This window comes from Streptosporangium carneum, from assembly GCF_027922005.1.
Classification (GTDB): Bacteria; Actinomycetota; Actinomycetes; order Streptosporangiales; family Streptosporangiaceae; genus Streptosporangium; species Streptosporangium carneum.
In genome coordinates this window covers 257,273-279,754 of sequence record NZ_BSEV01000003.1, presented here as the reverse complement: position 1 = coordinate 279,754, position 22,482 = coordinate 257,273, and the positions used below count along the sequence as shown (strand labels likewise).

19 protein-coding genes and 1 riboswitch are annotated in these 22,482 nt (G+C 70.4%); of the genes, 5 read left to right on the top strand and 14 right to left on the bottom strand.

What is annotated here, in order from left to right:
* Positions 1-346 precede the first annotated feature (346 nt).
* Positions 347-718, top strand: coding sequence for a thioredoxin (gene trxA / locus PKF00_RS10720; protein ID WP_271217272.1), 372 nt, complete (start codon positions 347-349; stop codon positions 716-718).
* Positions 719-790: 72 nt separating this feature from the next.
* On the opposite strand, the gene PKF00_RS10715 is transcribed toward trxA, so the two are convergent.
* A complete protein-coding gene (locus PKF00_RS10715) occupies positions 791-2,122 on the bottom strand; it encodes a class II 3-deoxy-7-phosphoheptulonate synthase (protein ID WP_271217271.1) in 1,332 nt (443 codons plus the stop codon).
* Between the two features lie 82 nt (positions 2,123-2,204).
* Positions 2,205-3,416, bottom strand: coding sequence for an FAD-dependent oxidoreductase (locus PKF00_RS10710; RefSeq protein ID WP_271217270.1), 1,212 nt, complete (start codon positions 3,414-3,416; stop codon positions 2,205-2,207).
* Positions 3,417-3,510: 94 nt separating this feature from the next.
* Between PKF00_RS10710 and sigK the strand changes: the two genes are divergently transcribed.
* On the top strand, positions 3,511-4,101 hold the full coding sequence (gene sigK, locus PKF00_RS10705; RefSeq protein ID WP_271217269.1) for an ECF RNA polymerase sigma factor SigK: 591 nt from the start codon (positions 3,511-3,513) through the stop codon (positions 4,099-4,101).
* The gene (locus tag PKF00_RS10700) at positions 4,098-4,934 is read left to right on the top strand and encodes an anti-sigma factor (RefSeq protein ID WP_271217268.1); all 837 of its coding nucleotides are present in this window, start codon (positions 4,098-4,100) and stop codon (positions 4,932-4,934) included. The genes sigK and PKF00_RS10700 overlap by 4 nt, the downstream gene beginning before the upstream one ends.
* 201 nt (positions 4,935-5,135) lie before the next feature.
* Here PKF00_RS10700 and PKF00_RS10695 read toward each other — a convergent pair whose 3' ends face one another.
* The 9 genes from PKF00_RS10695 to PKF00_RS10655 form a co-directional block, all read right to left on the bottom strand.
* A complete protein-coding gene (locus PKF00_RS10695) occupies positions 5,136-6,032 on the bottom strand; it encodes an aldose 1-epimerase family protein (RefSeq protein WP_271217267.1) in 897 nt (298 codons plus the stop codon).
* A gap of 102 nt (positions 6,033-6,134) precedes the next feature.
* The gene (locus PKF00_RS10690; RefSeq protein ID WP_271217433.1) at positions 6,135-7,142 is read right to left on the bottom strand and encodes a LacI family DNA-binding transcriptional regulator; all 1,008 of its coding nucleotides are present in this window, start codon (positions 7,140-7,142) and stop codon (positions 6,135-6,137) included.
* A gap of 32 nt (positions 7,143-7,174) precedes the next feature.
* Positions 7,175-8,599, bottom strand: a complete 1,425-nt coding sequence (locus PKF00_RS10685) for a GH1 family beta-glucosidase (protein WP_271217266.1) — start codon at positions 8,597-8,599, stop codon at positions 7,175-7,177.
* Positions 8,596-9,480, bottom strand: a complete 885-nt coding sequence (locus tag PKF00_RS10680) for a carbohydrate ABC transporter permease (protein ID WP_271217265.1) — start codon at positions 9,478-9,480, stop codon at positions 8,596-8,598. Before PKF00_RS10680 ends, PKF00_RS10685 begins: the two co-directional genes overlap by 4 nt.
* Positions 9,477-10,451 (bottom strand): carbohydrate ABC transporter permease, encoded by a 975-nt coding sequence (locus tag PKF00_RS10675; protein WP_271217264.1) that lies wholly within the window; start codon positions 10,449-10,451, stop codon positions 9,477-9,479. Before PKF00_RS10675 ends, PKF00_RS10680 begins: the two co-directional genes overlap by 4 nt.
* A gap of 79 nt (positions 10,452-10,530) precedes the next feature.
* Positions 10,531-11,883 (bottom strand): ABC transporter substrate-binding protein, encoded by a 1,353-nt coding sequence (locus PKF00_RS10670; protein WP_271217263.1) that lies wholly within the window; start codon positions 11,881-11,883, stop codon positions 10,531-10,533.
* Positions 11,884-12,351: 468 nt separating this feature from the next.
* On the bottom strand, positions 12,352-13,074 hold the full coding sequence (locus tag PKF00_RS10665) for a CHAP domain-containing protein (RefSeq protein ID WP_271217262.1): 723 nt from the start codon (positions 13,072-13,074) through the stop codon (positions 12,352-12,354).
* 16 nt (positions 13,075-13,090) lie between these two features.
* Positions 13,091-13,227: riboswitch (cyclic di-AMP (ydaO/yuaA leader) on the bottom strand.
* Between the two features lie 392 nt (positions 13,228-13,619).
* Positions 13,620-14,198 carry a TetR/AcrR family transcriptional regulator gene (locus PKF00_RS10660; protein WP_271217261.1) on the bottom strand — a complete coding sequence of 193 codons (579 nt, stop codon included), beginning with the start codon at positions 14,196-14,198 and terminating at the stop codon, positions 13,620-13,622.
* A 21-nt stretch (positions 14,199-14,219) separates the two neighbouring features.
* Entirely contained in the window at positions 14,220-15,083 is an 864-nt protein-coding gene (locus PKF00_RS10655; RefSeq protein ID WP_271217260.1) for an oxidoreductase, read from the bottom strand.
* A 147-nt stretch (positions 15,084-15,230) separates the two neighbouring features.
* On the opposite strand from PKF00_RS10655, the gene PKF00_RS10650 reads away from it, so the two are divergent.
* Together PKF00_RS10650 and PKF00_RS10645 are read left to right on the top strand one after the other, a co-directional pair.
* Complete coding sequence (locus PKF00_RS10650) at positions 15,231-16,268, top strand: hypothetical protein (RefSeq protein ID WP_271217259.1); 1,038 nt, start codon at positions 15,231-15,233, stop codon at positions 16,266-16,268.
* An 11-nt stretch (positions 16,269-16,279) separates the two neighbouring features.
* Positions 16,280-17,464, top strand: a complete 1,185-nt coding sequence (locus PKF00_RS10645; protein WP_271217258.1) for a DUF6716 putative glycosyltransferase — start codon at positions 16,280-16,282, stop codon at positions 17,462-17,464.
* A gap of 253 nt (positions 17,465-17,717) precedes the next feature.
* On the opposite strand, the gene PKF00_RS10640 is transcribed toward PKF00_RS10645, so the two are convergent.
* The 3 genes from PKF00_RS10640 to PKF00_RS10630 form a co-directional block, all read right to left on the bottom strand.
* Positions 17,718-19,004, bottom strand: coding sequence for an alpha-2,8-polysialyltransferase family protein (locus PKF00_RS10640; RefSeq protein ID WP_271217257.1), 1,287 nt, complete (start codon positions 19,002-19,004; stop codon positions 17,718-17,720).
* The gene (locus PKF00_RS10635; RefSeq protein ID WP_271217256.1) at positions 19,001-19,930 is read right to left on the bottom strand and encodes a glycosyltransferase family 2 protein; all 930 of its coding nucleotides are present in this window, start codon (positions 19,928-19,930) and stop codon (positions 19,001-19,003) included. Before PKF00_RS10635 ends, PKF00_RS10640 begins: the two co-directional genes overlap by 4 nt.
* 320 nt (positions 19,931-20,250) lie before the next feature.
* Positions 20,251-22,308: an N-acetylneuraminate synthase family protein gene (locus PKF00_RS10630; protein WP_271217255.1), complete on the bottom strand. Its 2,058-nt coding sequence runs from the start codon at positions 22,306-22,308 to the stop codon at positions 20,251-20,253.
* Positions 22,309-22,482 lie beyond the last annotated feature (174 nt).

Sequence of the window (22,482 nt, the reverse complement as noted above, 5' to 3'; positions counted from 1 at the left end):
ACGGTGTCGATTGCCGTGCACTCTTATACGCATTTAAATGCTTTTGACTGGATATCTCTTTTGGTGAGCCTGGTGGGAGTGAGGCACAGGTCCATCTGTGGGAGCAGGGAGTTCCCCCGGACGACGAACCACCCGCTGAGGCGGCCGATCACACCGGCCACGCGCCGGTCGTCGCTCACGTCCCGGGCCGTGTCCTGAGCGCGATCACGCCTCGGGCGGCGGCCTCGGCGGGCGGCCTGCCCCGTCCCCCGCCCCGCCTGTTCCCGCGGGCGCCACGGGATGGAATGCTCGTGGGAGGGAAGTGGTTATGCCAGCCAGACAGACGTGACAACAAGAGGAGCCACCGGTGGCGACCATTGAGGTAACCGAGAAGAACTTCAACGACATCGCCGACGAGGGGATCGTCCTGCTGGACTTCTGGGCGGCCTGGTGCGGGCCGTGCCGTACGTTCGGGCCGATTTTCGAGAAGTCGTCGGAGAAGCACGGCGACATCAAGTTCGGCAAGATCGACACTGAGGCGCAGCAGGGTCTGGCTCAGGGCTTCGACATCACGTCGATCCCGACGATCATGGCCATCCGTGACGGCATCGTTGTCTTCGCCCAGGCCGGAGCGCTGCCGGAGCCCGCGCTCGAGGACCTCATCGGCCAGGTCCGCGCGCTCGACATGGACGCGATCCGTGCGGAGCTGGCGAACGAGATGGGCGTCCAGAACAACTGACGGCCCGATGGAAAAGCCCCGCGCCCGAAGGCGCGGGGCTTTCGCGTGTGAGCCGCGGGAGGACGGACGCGGTCAGGCCGAGCGGTACAGCTCCGCCACCCGGAAGGCCAGGTCCAGGGACTGGCTCCGGTTGAGGCGCGGGTCGCAGGCCGTCTCGTAGCGCAGCGCCAGGTCGTCCTCGACGATCTCGTAGCCGCCGCCCACGCACTCGGTGACGTCGTCACCGGTGAACTCGATGTGGACGCCGCCGGGGTGCGTGCCCAGCGCGCGGTGCACCTCGAAGAAGCCCGCGACCTCGCTCAGCACGTCGTCGAGGCGCCGGGTCTTGTGCCCGCTGGGAGCCTCGAAGGTGTTGCCGTGCATCGGGTCGCAGATCCAGGCCACCTGGGCGCCGTCCGCGGTGACCTTCTCCACCAGCGAGGGCAGGTGCTCGCGGATCTTCGACGCGCCCATCCTCGTGATGAAGGTCAGGCGGCCGGGCTCGTTGTCCGGGTTGAGCTTCCTGACCAGCGCGAGGGCGTCCTCGGCGGTGGTGGTCGGGCCGAGCTTCACGCCGATCGGGTTGCGGATGCGGGAGAAGAACTCCACGTGCGCGCTGTCGAGCTGGCGGGTGCGCTCGCCGATCCAGACCATGTGCGCCGAGACGTCGTACGGCTGGCCGGTCCGCGAGTCGATCCTGGTGAGCGCCCGGTCGTAGTCGAGGATGAGCGCCTCGTGCGAGGAGTAGAACTCCACGCTGTGGAACTCCTCCGGGTCGGCTCCGCAGGCGTGCATGAACGCCAGCGCCTGGTCGATCTCCCTGGCGAGCTGCTCGTAGCGCTTGCCCGCGGGGGACTCGCTCACGAAGTCCTGGTTCCAGGCGTGCACCTGCCGCAGGTCGGCGTAGCCGCCCTTGGTGAAGGCGCGCACGAGGTTCAGCGTGACCGCGGAGGAGTGGTAGGCGCGCAGCAGCCGCCCGGGATCGGGGATGCGGGACTCGGGGGTGAAGTCGAAGCCGTTGACCATGTCGCCCCGGTAGGCGGGAAGCTCGATCCCGTCGCGGACCTCGGTCCCCTTGGACCGGGGCTTGGCGAACTGCCCGGCTATCCGGCCGATCTTCACCACCGGCACCTTGGCCGCGTAGGTGAGCACGATGGCCATCTGAAGGAGCGTCTTCAGCTTGTTGCGGACGCCGTCGGCGGTGGCCCCGGAGAACGTCTCCGCGCAGTCACCGCCCTGCAGCACGAAGGCCTCGCCCCGTGTCACCGCCGCCAGTTCGGCCTTGAGGTTGTCGCATTCCCCCGCGAACACGAGGGGGGGCAGCCCCGCCAGTTCGGCGACCACCCTGTCCAGCTCGCCGCGGTCGGGCCACTCGGGTTGCTGCGCCGCGGTCAGCTGCCGCCAGGAATCGAGGTTGTTGCTCACGACATACCAGGCTATTGCACTTGCGTGGGCGAACCCACCTAGATGTCCACGGATTGAGAACGTCTTTGTCTCCGGTGAGGTCTCACCCGCTCTGCGACGGGCTTCTGACGTGCTCGGGAAGGACCCCGAGGCCGATGAAACGGCGGGCGAGGGCGCCGAGGACCGGCATGTGGGCCAGGTCGCGCGGCAGCCGTACCGGTGTGTCGTTCTCCGACAGGGCGGGGCGGATCACTCGGGCCTGCACCACGCGCTGGGCGAACTGGGTCACCACGGTCGGCGGTGTACGGCGGCGCTGGACCCTGGCGAGCAGGGACTCGGGGATCTCGGCGCCCGAGGCCAGCGGCCCCGCGAGGAGGTTGGCCGCGGCCACCGCGTCCTGCACGGCCAGGTTGATGCCGACGCCGAAGACCGGCGACATGGCGTGCGCCGCGTCCCCGATGACCAGCAGTCCGGGACGGTGCCAGCGCCGCAGCCTGTTGAGGGCGACCGACAGCACGCTCACGTCCCCGAAGCCCGTCAGCAGGCCGGTGCGGTCCTTCAGGAAGGGCAGCAGGGCGGCCACCGGCTCGCGAAGCGCCTCGACGCCCTCGGCCCGCAGGGCGTCGAAGCCCCCCTTGGGGATCGCGTAGGCGAGCTGCCAGTAGGTTCCCCGGTTGATCACCACCATGAGCCTGCCCATGGAAAGGCGCAGGAACGTCTCGTCGGGGTCCGTGGGCTCGCGTGGCAGCCGGAACCAGACCACGTCCATCGGCGCGCCGTGTTCGACCGGGACGAGCCCGGCGGCGCGCCGCACGTCGGAGTGGCGGCCGTCCGCGGCGACGGTGAGCGTCGCCCGGAGCTCGTGTTCGCCGTCCGGGTCGCGGTAGCGGACGCCGCGCACCGCGTCGCCCTCGCGGATCACGCCGTGCACCTCGGCGTTCATGACGAGACGGAAGGAGGGGTGGCGCGCGGCGGCCGTGGTCACCAGGTTGAGGAAGTCCCACTGCGGGACGAAGGCGATGTACGGGTATTCGCTGTCGAGCTTGGACAGGTCGGCGATCGGCACCGCTCCGTCGTCGGTCCGGATCGTCATGCCGCGGGCCTTGTGGTGCGGCAGCCGCAGGAACTCCTCGGCCAGGCCGACCTCCCGCAGGACCTGCAGCGTCGAGGGATGGATGGTGTCACCCCTGAAGTCACGCAGGAAGTCGGAGTGTTTCTCCAGCAGCGTCACCTGGACGCCCGCCCTGGCCAGCAGCAGCGCGAGCACGGCCCCCGCCGGGCCGCCCCCGGCGATCACACATGTGTTCTGACTCATAATTCATCACCCAATGAAATTTTGGCACATGTTGCCCTCGAAGAAAACACCTCTCCTGGCAATCCGTCCGTCACACGGTGTCGAATAGGCGGGTGTGAGGACAGAACGTGAGCCCGCCGGGGCGCCGGTCCCCGGGGAGGAACCCGGTCTGGAGGAGCTCCTGTCCCAGGTGGCGCTGGGGCACGAGCAGGCCTTCGACCGGGTCTACGACCTGCTGGCCGGGCCGGTCTTCGGCCTCGCCCGGCGAGTGGTGCGGGACAGGGCGCAGGCGGAGGAGGTGGCGCAGGAGGTCCTGGTCGAGGTCTGGCGGACCGCCTCCAGATACGACCGGACGCGCGGCAGCGCCCTGTCGTGGGTGATGACCATGGCCCACCGCCGCTCCGTCGACCGGGTCAGGTCCGCCCAGGCCTCGACCGCCAGGGAGGAACGGGTCTCCCGCATGTCGGGCGAGGTCCCCTACGACGAGGTCTCCGAGACGGTGACCACCCGCCTGGAGGGCGAGCGGGTGCGCCGCTGTCTGGGCGGTCTGACCGATCTGCAACGACAGGCCGTGACCCTCGCCTATTACGGTGGTTACAGCTATCCGGAGGTCGCCGGGCTGCTGAGGGTGCCGCTGGGCACCGTCAAGACCAGGATGCGCGACGGCCTCGTCAGGCTCCGTGACTGCATGGGGGTGGAACGATGAACGAGGACCTCCACACCCTGTCCGGCGCCTACGCGCTGCACGCGCTGCCCGAGCACGACGTGGTGTTCTTCGAGGACCACATGGCCAGGTGCGAGTCCTGCGCCGTCGAGGTGCGAGGGCTGTCGGAGACGGCCGCCAGGCTGGGCGTGGCCGCCGCGGAGGCGCCGCCCGCCGCGCTGCGCGCCCGCGTCATGGCCCGCATCGCCGAGGTCCGCCAGGAACCGCCCCTTCTCGACCGGACCGTGGAGGAACCCCTCCCGAAGGGCCGCAGGACGGGCGACCGCCGTACGGACGTTCCTCCCTCGGGCGAGCACGACGCCGAGGGGCGTCGCGCGGGGCCTCCGCCCGGCGACGTGGTGCCGCTCAGGGCCCGTCCCCCGTGGCGCAGGCGGGTCGCGATCGGTCTGGTGGCCGCCGCGAGCGCCGCCGCCGTCGCCATGGGCGCCATCGCCGTCGACGCGGTCAGGGACCGCGACGAGCTCCGGCAGGCCGTGACCGTGATCGCCGCCTCGGACGCCAAGACCGTGAGATACCCCGTCTCCTCCGGCGGCGTCTGCACCATGGTGCTGTCGCCCTCGCAGGGGCGGATGGTGGTCACGACCAGAGGGCTCCCCCCGCTGCCCGACTCCCGGGTCTACGAGGTGTGGCTGATGGGCCCGGACGGCGCCCGCCCCGCGGGCCTGCTCGAACAGGCCGAGGGCGACGTCACCACGCCACTGCTGACCACCCCCCTCAGAGGCGACCAGCGGGTCGGCCTGACCGTCGAGCCCGCGGGCGGATCCGACAGGCCGACCACCACCCCCATCATGGTCGCCGACCTTCCGTCCGTCTGACGCCCGGCACGCGCCCGCGCGGGTCCACCGCGCGGCTCGCAGCACCTCCAGCGCCCGAGCGGCGAGGCGGCGCTTCCGCCGCGGAGCGGGCGCGGTCCTTCTCCGGACACCGGCGGGGGCCGTTCTCCACGAGCGTGATCAGGGCGAGACAGACGCGGCGGAGGAGCGCGCCGGTCCGCCGTGTCGCCTCGGGCGGCCGGATCAGAGGGGGGAGATCGTCCAGGAGGTCTCGACCCTGTCGCCCGGCTGGAGCACGATCAGGTCGACGCCCGAGTTGAAGGCGTCGGGAGGACAGGTCATCGGCTCCACGGCCAGGCCCCTGTGGCCGAACCCGGTGCCGGTGCACACCTGCGCCCACGGCAGCGCCGAGGCGTCCCAGCGCAGCTCAACCCCTCCCTCGGGGCCGCGCACCCGCACCCTGACCAGCCCGTCCGCGTCGGGCGTCAGCCCGGTGAAGGTGTGGTCGAGGGCCGTCTCGCCGACGGTCCGCGGGCTCCTGAAGTCGTACGGCGTGCCGGAGACGTCCTCCAGGGAGCTCGGCAGCATCCGGTCGTCGGGCGGCGACACCCTGTCGGCGGGCACCAGCAGCTCGTAGTCCTCGACCCGGTCGCCCGCCAGCAGCCACGGGTGCGGCGCGCAGCCGTACGGCGCGGCCTCCTCGCCCGTGTTCTCCGCGCTCAGCGTGGTGGTCAGCCCCTCGGAGGTCAGGGAGTGACGCACCTGCAGGGCGACCGTGAAGGGGTAGCCGGGCGTCGGGGTGATGGTGTGCGCCAGCCGTACGAAGCCGTGCTCGTCCTCCACCGCCAGCCATTCGACCGCCTGCCAGTCGGTCTCGGCGACCAGACCGTGCAGGGCGTTGCCCCTGTCCTCCTCGTTCGCGGGCAACCGGTGGGTCAGGCCGCCGAAGGTGTAGCGCGCGCCGCCGACCCGGTTCGGCCAGGGGGCGAGCAGGGTGCCGCTGTAGAAGGGGATCGGGCCGTCCTGCGGCCAGGGGGTCACCAGGTCGCGCTCACCGTGCCTGAGCACGCGCAGGGCCGCGGCCCGCTCGCTGATCTCGGCGTGCAAGCCGCCGCCGCGGAGGGTGAACTGCCGGGACACGATGGTCCTTTCGCCGGGGACAGGAGGGGACACAGAGGACGGAGGACGGGCCGAGCGGGCGGGGACAGGGGGAGAGCGCGAAGCCGGCCGGGGACGGGGCGGTCAGGCGGAGGCCCGCTCGACCAGGTGCGTGTCCAGTATCACCACAGGCTGCTCTAAATGCTCGCCGTTGATGCGGGCGACCAGAAGATGGGCCATCTGGCGGCCCATCGCCTCCGTCGGCTGGTGCACGGTGGTCAGGGCGGGCGAGGAGTGCGCCCCCGCGGGTGAGTCGTCGAACCCGATCACCGCCACGTCGCCGGGGACGGCTCTGCCCTCCTCGCGAAGCACCCGCATCGCGCCCAGCGCCATCGGGTCCGAGGCGGTGAAGACCGCGTCGAGGCCGGGGTCCTTCGTGAGGAGTTCGCGCATGGCGGCCGCGCCGCTCGCCTCGCTGAAGTCGCCGTAGGCCACGAGCTCCGGCACCCCCGTCGCGATCAGCGCGTCGCGGTAGCCCGCGAGCCGGTCGACGCCGACCCCCATGTCCTGCGGGCCCGCGACGGTGGCGATCCGCCTGCGGCCCCTGCCCAGGAGGTACTTCACCGCCTGCCTGGCCCCGGCCCTGTTGTCGACGTCGACGTAACTGTAGGGGGCCGGCCCGACGGGCCTGCCGCCGATGACGGTCGGCACGCCCATCTCCTCCAGCCTGCCCGGCAGCGGGTCCGCGCCGTGCAGCGAGATCAGCAGCACGCCGTCGACGTGCTGCCCGGTCAGATAGTGCTCCAGCCGCTCGTGGTCCTGCCTGGACTGGGCCATCGCCAGGATCAGCTGCAGGCCCGTCTCCGACAGCGCGGAGCCGATGCCGCGGATGGTCCCCGCGAAGTAGGGCTCGTCGAAGACCCGTGACTCCGACTCGGAGACCACCAGCGCGACGGTGTCGGTGCGCCGGGTGACCAGTGTGCGGGCCGCCCGGTTCGGGACGTAGCCCAGCTCCCTGATGGCCTGTTGCACGGCGTCGCGGGCCTTCTCGCTCACCTTCGGCGAGCCGTTGATGACCCGGGAGACGGTGCCGCGACCGACACCGGCCAGAGCCGCGACCGCCTCAAGGGTCGGACGACGGTCGCCGTTCATTGTTCTCGCCCCCATGAAAGATCCTTAGACCCTTATTCTGCCGGACGGATCAGGCCGCCACGCCTGATGGTCTCGGCATACCAGAGAGCGCTCCCCTTGGGAACTCTGCGCTGGGTCTCGTAGTCGACGCGGACCAGACCGAACCGCTTGCCGTACCCCCAGGCCCACTCGAAGTTGTCCATCAGCGACCAGGCGAAGTAGCCCTCGAGCGGCGCTCCCGCCTGGATGGCGTCGTGACAGGCGCGCAGATGAGCCTCGATGTAGTCCCTGCGCTCCGGGTCGCGCACGAACCCGTCGGCGTCGGCGACGTCGTCGAAGGCGGCCCCGTTCTCCGAGACGACCAGCGGGACCCCGGGGTACTCCTCGGCCAGCCGCAGCAGGATCTCGCGCAGGCCGTCGTGGTCGATCTCCCAGCCCATGGCCGTGACGGGACGCCCGCCCTCGACGAACGAGACGTGCTCGCTGCCGACCCAGGGCGACCCGGCCTCGATCGGCGCCGCGGCGGCGGACGCCGCGCCGCCGGGCACGCCGGAGACGGTGAAACGGCTGTAGTAGTTGACCAGCAACATGTCCAGCGGGGCCGAGATGACCTCGAGGTCCCCCTCCTGGGCGAACCCGGCCGCCTCGCCCAGGTCCTCCAGGACGTCGGCCGGGTACTCACCCCTCAGGAGCGCGTCAAGGAAGAAGCGGTTCTGCAGGCCGTCGACGCGGCGGGCGGCGTCCAGGTCGGCAGGGGAGGAGGTCTGCGGCGAGACCGCGTAGAGGTTGACGCAGCCGCCGATCCTGCTGTCCGCCCGCTGGGCGCGCATCGCCGCCGTGGCCAGGCCGTGGCCCAGGAGCAGGTGGTGCGCGGCCCGCACCGCCCGCGCGGGCTCGCGCCGTCCCGGGGCGTGCTCTCCCGAGGCGTAGCCGAGGAAGGCCGCGCACCAGGGCTCGTTGACCGTGCCCCAGTTGCGGACCCGGTCGCCGAGCGCGTCGTGCACGACCGCCGCGTAGTCGGCGAAGCGTTCCGCGGTGTCCCGCGCCGGCCAGCCGCCCGCGTCCTCCAGGGCCTGGGGCAGGTCCCAGTGGTAGAGCGTCACCCACGGGTCGACGCCGTGCGCGAGTAACTCGTCGACCAGTCTGCTGTAGAAGTCGAGGCCCCGCCTGTTGACCGCTCCGGCGCCGTCGGGCTGGACGCGGGGCCAGGAGACGGAGAAACGGTAGGCGCCCAGGCCGAGGCCGGCCATCATCCGGACGTCGTCGCGGTAGCGGTGGTAGTGGTCGACGGCGACGTCGGCGTTCTCGCCGTTCACCACCCGCCCCGGCTGCCGGACGAAGACGTCCCAGACGGACCTGCCTCGCCCCTCCTCGGAGACGGCGCCCTCGATCTGGTAGGCGGAGGTGGCGGCCCCCCAGACGAAGCCGGGGGGGAACACCAGATCCGGAGTCTGAACCTGCGTCTGTCGTGTCGTCACGCCTTGACCGCACCTTCCATGAGGCCGCCGACGATCTGGCGGCCGAACACGATGAAAACGACGAAGAGGGGGAGGACCGAGGCCGCCGTGCCGGTGAACAACATGACGTAGTCGGTGCCGTGGGCCTGGTTGAGCGCGGCGATCGAGGTCTGCACCACGGGGTTGTCCGGGTTCAGCACGATCAGCGGCCACATGAACTCGTTCCACGTCTGCATGAACACGAGCAGGGCCAGCACCGCCATGCCCGGCCTGAGCGCGGGCAGGACGACGCTCGCGTAGACGCGCGCGGTGGACGCGCCGTCGACCCGGGCGGCCTCGACGAGCTCGTCCGGCACCGCCTGGCGGGTGTACTGGGTCATCATGAAGACGCCGAACCCGTTGACCAGGAAGGGCAGGATCACCGCCTTGAGCTGACCGGTCCAGCCGAGGGCGACCATGAGCTCGTACAGCGGGACCACGCCCATCTGCTGCAGCGGGACCATCATCGTCACCAGGACCAGGCCGAGCAGCACCCTGCCGCCTCTGAAGCGCAGCTTGGCGAAGGCGAATCCGGCCAGCGTGGAGATGAGGATCACCGACAGGGTCACGGTGACCGCGACGACGGCCGAGTTGACCAGGCCGGTGAGGAAGTAGGCGTCCTCGGTCGCGAGCAGCCGCGCGACGTTCTCCCCCAGGTGGCCGCCGGGCAGCAGCGGCGGGGGGACGTCGATCGCCTCCTCGTTCGTCCGGGTGGCCATGACGAACATGTAGTAGATCGGGAACGCGGAGATCACGATGGCGAGGGCGAGGACGGCCTTCGTCAGCGGGCCCGCGTCCCAGACGCGGTCACGGGTCCCGGGGAGCGTCCCGCCCGCGCGGCGGCCGGTGCGTGTCGCGGTCATTCGGTCCCCCCGATGCGGCGGGTGAGGGAGTGGTTGACGAGCGTGCCGAGGAGGATCAGCGCGAACAGCAGCCAGGCGGCGGCGGCCGCGTACCCGAGGTCGAAGTCGCGGAACGCCTCCTTGACGACGAACATCGCCACCGTCTGGTACTGGCCGGTCGCGCCGCCGCTCATCGTCGGGTTGCCGTCGAACATGACCGGCTCGGTGAACAGCGTCAGGCCGCCGATGGTCGAGACGAACACCGTGAAGACGATCGTCGGGCGGAGCAGGGGGATGGTGATCCGCCAGAACTGCCGCCGGGCGCTCGCGCCGTCGATGGCGGCCGCCTCGTACAGGTCCTTGGGGACGGTCTGCATGGCGGCGAGCAGGATGATCGCGTTGTAGCCGGTCCAGCGCCAGTCGATCATCGTGGAGATCGCGATCCACGAGGACCACTTCTCGTTCTGCCAGTTGATCGCGTCGACCCCGAAGAGGCCGAGGAACCAGTTCACCATGCCGTAGTCGCGCCCGTAGAGCTGGGTGAAGACGACGGCGACCGCGACGACGGAGGTGACCAGTGGCAGCAGCACGCCCATGCGCAGCAGGAGCCTGCCCCGGATGCGCTTGTTGAGGGCGTTCGCCAGGACCAGGGAGAGGACCAGCTGCGGGACCGTCGACATGACGAACATCCCGAGCGTGTTGACCACCGCGTTCCAGAAGGCGTCGTCGGTGATCAGGGAGAGGTAGTTGTCGACCCCGACGAAGGTCCTGTCCCCGGCGAGCTCCCAGTCGTGCAGCGAGACCCAGAGGGTGTAGCCGAGAGGGAAGACGCCGAAGACGGCGAAGAGGAGGAAGTAGGGGGAGACGAAGAGGTAGGGGGTCGCCAGGAGGTCGAACCTGGCCGTCCAGGCGCCGCCCCGCCGTGTCCGCTCCGCCGGGGGGCCGCTCCCGCCGGACCCGGCGGGAGTCGCGGTTTCGAGGTGAAGGGTCATCGATCAGCCTTTCAGCGAGGGGCGGGCGGCGGGCCGGGCGGCGGGGGCGCCGCCCGCCCGGCCCGCGCGGGCCCCTGGGTCAGCCCGCCGCCTTGACGCCGGCCCCGAGGAACCTCGTCCAGGCCTGGTCGTAGGGGACCGAGCCCTGGTCCATGCCCTCGAGGACCTTCTCGACCGAGGTCTTCACCTGTGCGTGCTTCTCACCGAGGAAGGTGGGCTGCAGGTCCTTGACCGAGGCTCCGAAGATCTGGCCGGTCGGCGCGTCGTTGAAGAAGGGGTTTCTCAGCTCGCTGACCGCGGGGTCCTGCTGGGCCGGGATGGAGCTCGGGAAGGCCGCGGCCTCCTGGAAGGCCATGACGTGACCCTCCTTGCCGGTGAGGTAGTTCAGCACCTCGGCGGCCTCCTTGGGGTGCTTGCTCTGCTTGGGCACCGCGAGGTAGGAGCCGCCCCAGTTGCCCGCGCCGCCGGGCACCGCCGCGACGTCCCACTTGCCCTTGCCGGACTCGCCCGCCGCGCCGGAGACCACGCCCAACATCCAGGCCGGGCAGCCCATCGTGGCGAACCCGCCCTTCTTGATGGCGGCGTTCCACGGCGGCGTGAAGGAGGACAGCTTGGCGGTCAGGCCCGCCTGGCTGAAGCTCTTGACCGTGTCGAAGGCGGTCTTGACGGCCGGGTTGGTCTCGATGACGAGCTTGTCGCCCTTGTCGAAGTAGGCGACGTTGCCGTTCTTCGGCGCCTCCTGGAACAGGATCACGTTGTAGAGCGTGTTCGGGCCGTCGAGGAATCTCGGGTCGTCCTTGCCGGGGTTGGCGGCCTGGAACTTCTTGCCGACCTCCATGAAGGCGTTCCAGTCAGGCCAGAGCCTGCCGACCTCCTCGCGCTCCGTGGGCAGGCCCGCCTTCTCGAACAGGTCCGTGCGGTAGCACAGGGTCATGCCGCCGATGTCGGTGCCGAGGGCGAACAGCCTGCCTTCGGTGTTGACGCCGTTGTCCCACTTGGCCGCGGGGAAGTCGGCCTTGCGGCTGTCCAGGCCGTACTGGCCGAGGTCGGTGAAGAACTGCGGGCGGGCCTTCATCAGGCCCATCGCGCCCTCGTCGAGGGCGATGACGTCGGCCGCGCCGCTGCCCGCCTGCAGGCGCTGGAGCAACTGGGGCAGGTAGACGTCCTCGAAGCGGTCGGTCAGGTTCTGGTACTTGATCTGGATGTTGGGATGCGCGGCGTTCCACGTCTCCACGGCCTTGTCGTAGCCGAAGTTCTCGCCGCCGCCGAAGGTGTGCACGGTGATGGTCACCGGCTCGGCCGCCGCGGACGCGGCACCGCCGCCCGCCGTGGGTTGAGCGGGTTCGCCCGAACCGCACGAGGCTACGGCCAGCGCCGTGGCCGCCACCGCCGTGACCGTGGCGAACCTGCCACGCCGCCTGTTTTTCGACATTCCGGACCCCTCTCAGGTGGTCGCCCGAATCGGTGGGAGGTGACATCGGGGATCGGTCCCCGACGAACGCGATCCTGCGATGGGGCGGTTCCTCAATGTGCTGGGAGCGCTCCCACGAAGGGTGGACGACGGGTGGTCGAAACGTCAATACGCCGAAACTCAACCGTTACGTCCGCGTGTCGCCGAGGTGTATATAGGCACATAGGCGACAAAAGGTACATTTGATGCTTTGGGAGCGCTCCCAAAGGGAGAGGGTGCTCGGGATGATCGATGACCGAGACCCCGAGGCGGAGCGTGCCGGTGGCGGGGGGCGAGCGGGCGGAGGGGAGGAGGCGGCAAGGGGAGTCGGGTGGGCGGGCGCGTGGAGACGGCGGCGAGGAGGGGGAGCGGGGACGCGGAAAGGGGCGCGGCTCGGATGAGCCACGCCCCTTTTCCGGGTGTGGGGGAACAGCCGTTACAGCGGGCGGGTCAGCCGCTGTAGACCGGGTAGCCGTAGCCGACGACCTGGGAGGTCGGGCGGACGCGCTGCTCGACCTTGCCGTTGCCGGTGTTGCCCTCGATCGTGGTGATCGTGCCGTCGCCGTTGTCCTTCTTCACGAAGCCGACGTGGTCGATGCCCTCGAGGTTCTTGCCGCCGTTCCAGTCGAAGTAGACGACCGCGCCGGGCTTGGGGGTGGTGCCCCAGTGGTCGTGGTTCTTGAACCACTTGGCGTGGGAGACGGTGTAGGCGTCCCAGCCCATCGTGGGGCGGATGCCCGCGTGCTCGCCGACCCAGGAGACGAACATCGCGCACCAGGGGGCGTTGGCGTAGTCCCTGACGCTGCGGCCGCCGTCACGGGCGGTGGTCTCCTTGGCGCGCTCGGAGGACATGTACCAGGACTGGAACTTGGTTCCGCCGCCCTGTGAGTTCTCCCTGATGCCGATCTGCTTGGAGGCGAGCTCCAGGACCTGCTGCGCGGTGACCTTGGGCAGACGCTCGGCCTCGCTCTCGAGGCGGGTCTTGGCGGCCTTGACGGTCTTGACCTCGGTCTTGACCTCGACGGGGGGAGCGCCGACCGGGGCGTTCCCCGGGGCGTCCGCCAGGGCGGCGGGGCCTGCGAAGACCGCGCCGGTGAGGGCGATGGACGTTCCCAGGATGATGCGGGCCAGGTAGTGCGTCTTGGGGGTGGAGGTAAGGCGGTGCTTGGCCATGGGGTTACTGCTCCTTGCGTCGCTTCCATGCCGCCTACCGGGTTAGCTGACGGGTTCGGGCTGGAAAGTGCCCTACAGCGCTGGACGCGCTGATTCACCCCAAAAACTTGGTTCCCCGGTTCCGCGTAATCGCGGATTCGGCGGCCGTGTCCAGTCAGGCGGAGGTCCCACCTGGTGGATCACGGTCGGGCAATGTGCTGGCAATGCGTTGACCTGCGAAGGTCTAGGCGTTCGCCACGAATTCGTTGAACGTACGTGAACCGGACAGACGATTACAAGTCCGGCACATTGCCTTGGCTTTGGAATAGCTCGGAATCAGGCGGGAAGACTAGGCCGACTTTCGAGCCTCCCGTGCCGCGCCGATCTTCACTTCGGGGCCGGAAACCCCTGTGGGAAAAGGCTTTTCGGGCAGCGGGGCGACGAAGGGGGCGATCGCGGGTCATGATCCGCCCGCCGCGCCCGGAGGTTAACGTAGATCTTTTCGCGGACCCGTCCTTTGCCTGGTCAAGACGGGGTCCTTTACCTGGCAGGGGCCTTCGGGAGGGTCAGGACCCCGCCGCCGACCAGGAGCGGAGCAGCGGCAGCAGCACCCTGTCGACCGTCTCCTCCGCGAACGAGTCGTCGAGCGGTCTGCCGGTGAACAGCAGCCGGTGCCAGGCCAGGGACTCGGCGACGGTCCTGACCTCGCCCGGGTCGACCCCCCCGGGCAGCTCACCCCGCTCGCGGGCCCGGTCGAGCAGCGGGGTGATGCCGGTGATGTCGGGGCGCGGCACCTTGTCGCGCAGGGCCGCCGCCAGTTCGGGGGTGGTGAGCAGGGCGGGGAGGAGGCCGAAGATCATGTTGTGCCTCTGCTCGAGGATCCCGCAGAACCCCTTGACCACCGCCAGCAGGTCGCCGCGCATCGACCCGGTGTCCGGCGGCGGGGCGGCCTCGACCTCCAGGTGGTTGCACACGAGGTCCACGACCAGGGCCTCCTTGCCGGGCCAGCGGCGATAGATCGTGGCTTTGCTCGCGCTGGCCCGTTTGGCGATCTGGTCGACGGACATGCGGTCGTAGCCGACCTCGGAGAGCAGTTCCACGGTCGCGTCGAGAATCGCCCGCTCTCGCGTGGGGTCGAGACGCAAGGTGCCTCCGGTGACTGACGGCTACGTGATCACTTTGAATCGTACGCCCGTGAGGTCTTCCGAGGTCTCCCACAGCCGCCGTGCCAGGCTCTCGTCCCGTGCCCTCGCCGAGGGGGTCAGCGCCTTCGGGCCTGGGCCGACGAACAGGCCGCCGGTCGCGTGGGGAGAGGTGGCGGCGTAGAGAGAGGGGATCGCCCCCTTCTCCGCCGGCTGGAGCAGCAGGCGCATGAGGGCGCCGACGGGCCTTGCCACCCACCCCTTCCCCATGATGCCGGTCGCCGTCGCGCCGGGGTGGGTGGCCAGGCCGAGCAGCCTCCCTCGCGCCCGGCGCTGGAGCTCCAGTGTGAACAGCAGGTTGGCGAGCTTGGACCTGCTGTAGGCGGAGACACGCCCGTAGCCGCGTTCGAGGCCCAGGTTGTCGAAGTCGATCCTGCCCAGGCTGTGCGCGTCGCTGGAGACCGTGACGACCCGGGCCCCTGGCCTGGCCAGCAGGTGGGGCAGTAGCAGGCCGGTCAGTGCGAAGTGGCCCAGATGGTTGGTGCCGAACTGCATCTCGAAGCCGTCGGCTGTGGTCTGCCGGGAGATCATGCCGATGCCCGCGTTGTTGACCAGCAGGTCCAGCGGCTCGTCGAAGCCGTCGGCGAACGCCCGTACCGAGCCGAGGTCGGCGAGGTCGAGAAGCCTGAGCTCGACCTCGCCGCCGGGAACCGCCGTCCTGATCGCGTCGAGCGCCCCTTGCCCCCTCGTCTGTTCGCGTGCGGTCATGACCACCCGGGCGCCGCGCCTGGCCAGGTGCAAGGCGGTCGGCAACCCGATCCCGCTGTTGGCGCCGGTGACCAGCGCGGTGAAACCAGTGAGGTCGGGAATGTCATCAAGAGTCCACACGATTCACTCCTACGAGGAGGGTGGGTGTACGAAACGGTTTCGTACACCACCGTAGATCGCCTGTTGTTGGCCCCGCAAGTGGGTGTATTCGGGTGTTCACCCGCAGTTCCCAGGCCTGTAAGACATCCGGGTTACGGTGAGGCAGTCGTGAACGGGTCATCGCCCGGCGTGGAGGACGGTCGAGACCACGCGCGGGAGCAGGGTTCGGCCATTGCCTGGGTGGAGTCCCCGCTGCAGATGCTCTGCGCCGTGGAGGCCCACCACGCGGGGTTGCTCGGCGCCCATGCCAGAGTGATCCCCAGGGCCAAGCTGCGACCGCTCGCCGTCACCCGCCGCGAGATCGCCAGGCTCGGCCCGCCCGACGGCCTCGAACTCGCCATGCCGGCCCCCGAGATGCCCAGGCCGCACCGGGGTGTGAGCTGGGCGGTCGGCGACGCCTTCTCCGGCAAGGTCCAGGCGGGCTGGCTCACCGCCCTTCCCGGACGAATCGTGATCGTCGACGACGGCCTGGCCACGATCAGGCTCCTGGAACTGCTCACCGGGCGCGCCTGGACGCCGCTGCTGAGAGCGAGGGCCACGGCGAGCCCGCTCAGGAAGGCGCTCGGCGTCGCCGCCGGTCTGCGACTGAGGGCCGCGGCGCGCGCGGGGCGGCTGTCGGTCTTCACGGCGCTGCCCGTCCCCGCGGAGCTGGCGCAGGCCGTACGCGACAGGGGGGCCGAACTCGTCACCCACGACTTCGCGTGGCTCAGGTCGCAGCCCCTGCGCGGGCCGGGGCCCCGGGAGCGCACCGTCGTCCTCGGCACCTCGCTGGTCCGCAACGGCCTCATCCACCGCGACCGCTACTTCACCTGGCTGGCGGGACTCGGCTCAACCGAACCCGTGGCCTACTTCCCGCACCGCAGGGAGGACCCAGACGATCTCGCCCGGGTCAGGGAACAACCCGGGATCACCGTCTACGACGGCGGAGCCCCCGCCGAGATGACCCTGCGGGGCCTGGCCGCGGAACAGCGGGTGCTGAGCCTGCCGTCGACCGCGGTCACCTCCCTGCGCGTCCTGCTGTCGGCCCGCGGCGTCGCCGTGGAGACCGTGGACGTCCCCGACGAGTGGTGGACCGCCCAGGCGGCTCCCTCCCTCCGTTCCCACCTTTCGATGTTCGCCCATCACGACACTGGAGTCACAGGTTGAAGGTCCTGGCCGTGGCCGACTCGGATTCCTACCTGAAGTGGGCCGCCTACCTGCTGGAGAGCCTGCCCTCCGGCTGTACGGCGGAGCTGACGGTGATCCGCACCCCCATCACGCCCTCCGCGGCCCAGATCCACGCGGCGGTGGCAGGCGCGGCCACCGACCCGCCCGTGTTGTCCGCCAGAGCGCTGCGCAGGGCGGCGGAGCGGTTCAGGCCGGACGCTGTCCTGGTCGCCTGCACGGGGCCTGTGGTGGACGTGCTGGTCAGCGAGGTGCTGGCGGGTCTTGAACCGAGGCCGGTCTTCGTGTCCGGCCTGCCGGGGATCTCCATCCCGGCGACCGAGAAGGCATGGCTCTTCCGCAGCGGATGCGACCTGTTCGTCCTGCACAGCGGGCGGGAGGTCGAGGAGTTCACGGCGATCGGCAGGGACCTGGGCGGCGGCGGGGCGATCGGCCTCACCCGGCTGCCGTTCCTCCACAACGGCCAGGAGGTCCCCGTCACGGGGCCGCGCAACCGCGTCGTGTTCGCCACCCAGGCCAAGGTGCCCAAACGCAGGGAGGAGCGCGAGCGGATCCTGCTCGCCCTGGCCGCCCTGGCCGAGCGGCGCCCCGACCTGGACGTGGTGGTCAAACTCCGCGCGCTGGACACCGAGCGCCAGACCCACAACGAGCGCCACCACTACCAGCGCCTGTGGCAGTCACTGGTCACCGAGGGGCACGTCCGTCCTGACGCGGTGCGTTTCGCCGTCGGACCCATGCACGAGCACCTGGCCCACGCGGCCGGGTTCGTCACCGTCAGCTCCACCGCCGCCCTCGAGGCGATCGCCCAGTCGGTGCCGCTGCTGGTGCTGTCGGACTTCGGCGTCAGCGCCGAGATGATCAACCTGGTCTTCGAGAACAGCGGCCTGCTCGGCACCCTGGAGGACGTGGCGGAGGGCCGCTTCCTGACCCCGGACGAAGCCTGGTGCCAGGCGAACTACTTCCACCCCGCCGGAGACAGCGACTGGGTCTCCCGGATGGTCGCCCTGGTCGGCCAGGCCCGCTCAGGACGCCTCATCCCCGCCAAGTCCCTGCTCGACGGCCCCCAGCACGCCGCCGCCCGCCGCAGAGCCCGCCTGCGCGTCGAGGTGCCGCCCAAGGTGCTGCGTGTCGGCTACCGGGCCAAGCGAAGAATGCGCCGCTACCTGGGCGCCTTCTAGCTGTGTTCATTGCGACGCTGCGCGTCGCGGGCCTGGGCGCTCCCAAGCCGAAACCACTTTCGCTCCCGGGCGGGAACACTCGGGGGCGGGTGGCTGTTCGACATGGGTGTGCCTTCGACGGGTCTCGTTTGTCGAGGCCGGGCGGGGCGCGCCGTCTCGACGCACCGGCGGTGTTCGGGGTCGCCCCCCGCGCGACGGTGGGGCGCCGGCCCCGAAGGCGTGATCGCGGGAGCACGCCGACGGGGACACGCAGTCAGGAGAGGGCTCTGGAGAGGCGGCGGCGGAGCTTGCCCAGGGGGCTGGAGTCCGTGGCGGCCGGGGAGACCAGTTCGAGCGCGGTCAGGCGCTGTCGCTTGAAGTAACGGGCGGGGCCGTTGGCGTCCAGGTAGGCGGCTGTCCGCTCGCGCAGTCCCGGATGGGAGCCGCTCTGCATGCAGTAGCCCACGGCGCTGACCAGCTCCTGGAGATCGACCGTCGGCGGCTCCCGCAGTGACCCGTCAGGGGAGAGGCGCGGAAGCAGGGCGTCGGTGATCGTGACCGGGATCCGGTTGCTGTTCTCGTACGGAGACAGCCGCTCCAGGACCGTCTCGCCCCCGACCGCCGCCACCGGCAGGCCGAAGTGCTGCCGGGCGGTGATCAGGGCCGTGGAGAAGCACCCGACCACCAGCTCCGGCCTGAGCGCGGCGAAGCACGACTCCGCGGGGACGGTCTCGCCCACGACCGTCAGCGTCACTCCCAGCTCTCCGGCGGTCTCGCGGAGCTGCTGCGCGTGACGCCGCCCGCCCGCGGGGTGCGGCTTGAACAGCACGGTGCGAAATCCCCTGGCCGCCAGACCTCGCAGCATGTCGGCGTGGAGCCCGGCCTCCTCCTCGGGGGTGACGATGTCGAGCGCGGACAGGTACTGGCCGAGGATCATCGCCTGTCCCGAGGCGAGGCCCTCGGTGCCGCGCGCGTGCTCCTCCGCCTGCCCGATCACCCGGAGGAACGCCTGGTCGGGCAGGGTCTGGGCGGGCACCCCGTACTCGGAGAGCAACAGCGGCGACAGGCCCGGCACGAGGTCGAGGTGGAGCAGACGGGTGATCCGCCCCGAGATCTCCTGGGGGAGGGGGTCGCGGGTCGGGCCGTAGCTCATCAGGCCGTCGGAGTAGACCGTGATCGGGCAGTCCTTGACCAGGCCGGCGATGGTCCTGGCCGGCGGCACCGCGATGGACTCCAGGACCAGCTCGTCCGGCCCCTCGTCGAGGGAGAGGTGGGAGCGCAGCAGGCGGGCCAGCATCGGGACCTCGATGATGCGGGCCTTCCAGTCGGACGGGTGCAACGGCGCCACGATGTCGTTCCACGACCACACCTCGTCGAAGCGCGGTCGCAGCGCCGCGAAGCCGGGGGCCTGGTCCAGGGACGGGGTGATCTCCGGGATGGCCGCGTTGTTGGAGACCAGCAGGATCCTGCGTCCCCGGTGCGGCCCGAAACGGCCCTCGTCGATCGCGGCCGCCAGCGTCATCGCGCCGAACAGGGTCGAGGCGTAGAACAACTGTGTCATCGGACCTCCAACAGCCTCTGCAGGATCTGGTCACGTTCCGGCTCCAGGCGGCCCGCGGCGAGCAGGTCGGGGGACAGCCGCCTGAGGGCGTCGGCGCCGCGTTTCTCGAAGCGGGCGCGCAGGTCTGGGGAGAAACGCTCGCCCAGCTCCAGATGGTGGGCCAGGAGCGCGCAGAAGGTGCGCACCGCCTTGGGGGCGAACTCCTCTTCCAGGTCGGACAGCACCAGCTCGAAGGCGTCGAAGAAGTGCAGTTGCCTGGCGTCGCCGATCTGGGTCAGCGAGCCGGAGACCATCCTCCGGTAGAACAGCCCCGCCAGCGACACCACGGCGAACGAGCCCGCCTGGCGGTGCAGCCGCCAGATCCACGGACGGTCCTCGGCGGTGTGCAGGTGGCCGGGGAAGGTCAACAGCTCGCCCAGGTCGCGGCGGTAGATCCCGGCCCAGGCGTAGGGGTAGTCGACCATCGTCTTCACCCTGACGGGCATGATGTGCTCACGCGGTTTCAGCACCACCTCGCGCGTCGCCAGCGGCGCCCGGTGGATCACCCGCTTCCTGCCCTCCACCTGGACGTGGTCGACCCGGACGAAGTCGCAGCCGAGCCGCTCGATCGCCTCCACCAGCTCGCCGAGATAGCCGGGAGCCAGCCAGTCGTCGCCGTCCATGAAGGTCAGGTAGCGTCCCGAGGCCAGCGAGACCCCTAGGTTGCGGGCGTCGGCCAGCCCGACCGGCGTCTCGTTGCGCAGCACGACGAGACCGGGAAGATCGTCGCGGAAGTCCTCGATGATCTGCCCGGTCGCGTCCGCCGATCCGTCGTCAACCACGATGAACTCGAAGTCCCTGCGCGCGTTCCTGGTCAGCGAGGTGAGCGCGTCGGAGATGTAGAGCTCGGCGTCCCTGACCGGGACGACGACGGACAACTTGATCAACTTTTTCTTTCCCTGTCGAAGATGGTCACCACAGGCCTCCGGGCGTTCCCGCTCCGGGGCCGCTGCCTGAATCGATCACACCGCCGGGGGCCGCCCCCGGGAAGCCCCTGCACGGCGACGGTGCGATATCCGAGCGTCGTCCCCTCCTCGACACCGGGGAACCGTTCGGCTCCCCGGTGTCGGGACGGGTTTCGGCTTGGGCGCGCCGGTGTCTGGACTGAGGAGCGAAGGAGCGAAGCGGATGAGCGACGAGGGAAGACACCGGCCCGAAAGCGCCCAAGCCCCGCGACGCCGTCAGGCGTCGCAATGAACACAGCAATTCATACAGTCACCCGGCGCAGCCGTGACTTCGGGGCCTCCTCGCCGGGGAAGACCCGCTTGACGCCGTCGCCGAGGGCGGTCTCGATGATGCGGATGTCGCGGACCAGGTGTTCGAGGCCCGAGGGCTCCAGTGAGGCGGCGTGGTCGGAGCCCCACATGGTGCGGTCCAGCGTGATGTGACGCTCGACGGTCACCGCGCCCAGGGTCACCGCGGCCAGTGAGATCTGCAGGCCGCGCTCGTGACCCGAGTAGCCGACCGGCACGCCGTACCGCTCCTGGAGGGTGACGATCGTGCGGAGGTTGGCCTCCTCCGGCGGGAGCGGGTAGGTGGAGGTGGCGTGCATCAGCACCAGCTTGGAGGTGCCGAGGATCTCCACCGCCCTGTCGATCTCCTCCAGCGTGGACATGCCGGTGGACAGGATGATCGGCTTGCCGGTCGCGGACAGGGCGCGCAGCAGCTCCAGGTCGGTCACGCTCGCCGAGGCGACCTTGTGCGTGACCACGTCCATGGACTCGAGGAAGTCGACCGACGGCACGTCCCACGGCGAGGCGAACCAGTGCAGGCCCCGCTCCTGGCAGTGCTTGGCGATCTCGGTGTACTCGTCCAGGCCGAACTCGGTCCTGATCTTGTACTCCATGTAGGTCATCTCGCCCCACGGCGTCTGGCGGATCTGGTCGCGCTGCTCCAGCGGCACGCAGATCTCCGGCGTGCGCTTCTGGAACTTGACCGCCTGGCAGCCCGCGTCCGCGGCCACGTCGATGAGCCTGCGCGCGATGTCGATGTCGCCGTTGTGGTTGATGCCGATCTCGCCGATCACGTAGACCGGCTGGCCGGCGCCGACGAGCGCGTCGCCGATCTGGACGGGCTTGGCGACCGGGGTGAGCCGCAGCTCGGTCCTGGGGGCTGCCGGCGGCGCGACCTCGGGCTCGGGACGGGCCGCGAGCACCCGGTCGCACAGCTCCCGTACGGCGCCGAAGCCGCCGGGCCTGGTCAGCACGGTCCTGGCGGCGGCGCGGACCCTGGGGTGGGCGTCGGGCACCGTGACGGGCCAGCCGACGTCCTCCATCGGGCCGAGGTCGTTGACGTCGTTGCCGATGTAGGCGACGCGGGCCGGGTCGATCCCCTCGATGGCCAGCCAGTCGCGCAGCACGGTCCGCTTGTCGGTCAGGCCCTGCAGGACCGGCACGCCGAGCTTGCGGGCGCGGGCGGCGACCACCGGGTTGTGCTCGGTCGACATGATCATGATCTTGACGCCGGACCGCCGCAGGAGCGAGACGCCCATGCCGTCGGAGCGGCTGACCGCGACCATCTCGCGGCCCTCCTGGTCGACGTAGGCGCGGTCGTCGGTGTGCACCCCGTCGAAGTCGGTGATCACCGCGTCCACGTCGATCGGCTCCGGCCGGTCGACGAACGGCGCCAGCGCCCTGACGATCTCCAGGTCCTCAGGGGTGTCGATCTCGATGGCGTGCCGCGACGGCACCGGCTGCACGGTGACGGCGCCGAAGAAGCGGTGCCCGTGCTCGCGCAGGCCTTCGGTGCGCATCACGTAGAAGGCGCCGGTCTCGCGGAAGTCCGGCTCGCGGTCCTGGCGGCGCGGCCGGTGGGCCGGGTCGTGGTTGACGCCCGCTCCGGCGGTGTTCCACAGGAACTCGTGCGTCTCCAGGCCGGAGAACACCACGTCCGCGGTGCCGTCGAGGACCTTGACGATCGCGCTGTCGAGGTCGGCCGGGTCGATGAACGCGCTGGTGCACTGCACCAGGATGACCACGTCCGGGGTGTCCGGGAGGTGGTCGAGGACGTGCAGGACGGCCGACTCGCTGGAGGCCGTCGAACCGCTCAGCTCCTCGGGCCGCTCGATCACGGTCGCCCCTGCCCCGCGTGCCACTTCGGCGATCCCCTGGTGGTCGGTGCTGACCACCACCTCGTCGATCAGCTCGGCCCGCAGGCAGGCCTTCACCGCACGGGCGACCAGGGGAGTGCCGCCCACCGCGGCCAGGTTCTTCAACGGGACGCCCGCCGAACCTCCACGGGCGGGGACAACGGCCAGGACTCGCAAGGTGGCTCCTCATGACATACGGCAAATGCCCCTGAGCTGGGGCGTTTTAGAACGCTAGCCACGAGGGTGACCGGACAGGGGTGACTGAGTTGAACGTCCAAAGTCGGCCGTCTTAACTTTCCGGACCATCGGGAGCTCCAACACGGAGGGCAGCGTGGAGAACACCGAACGCTG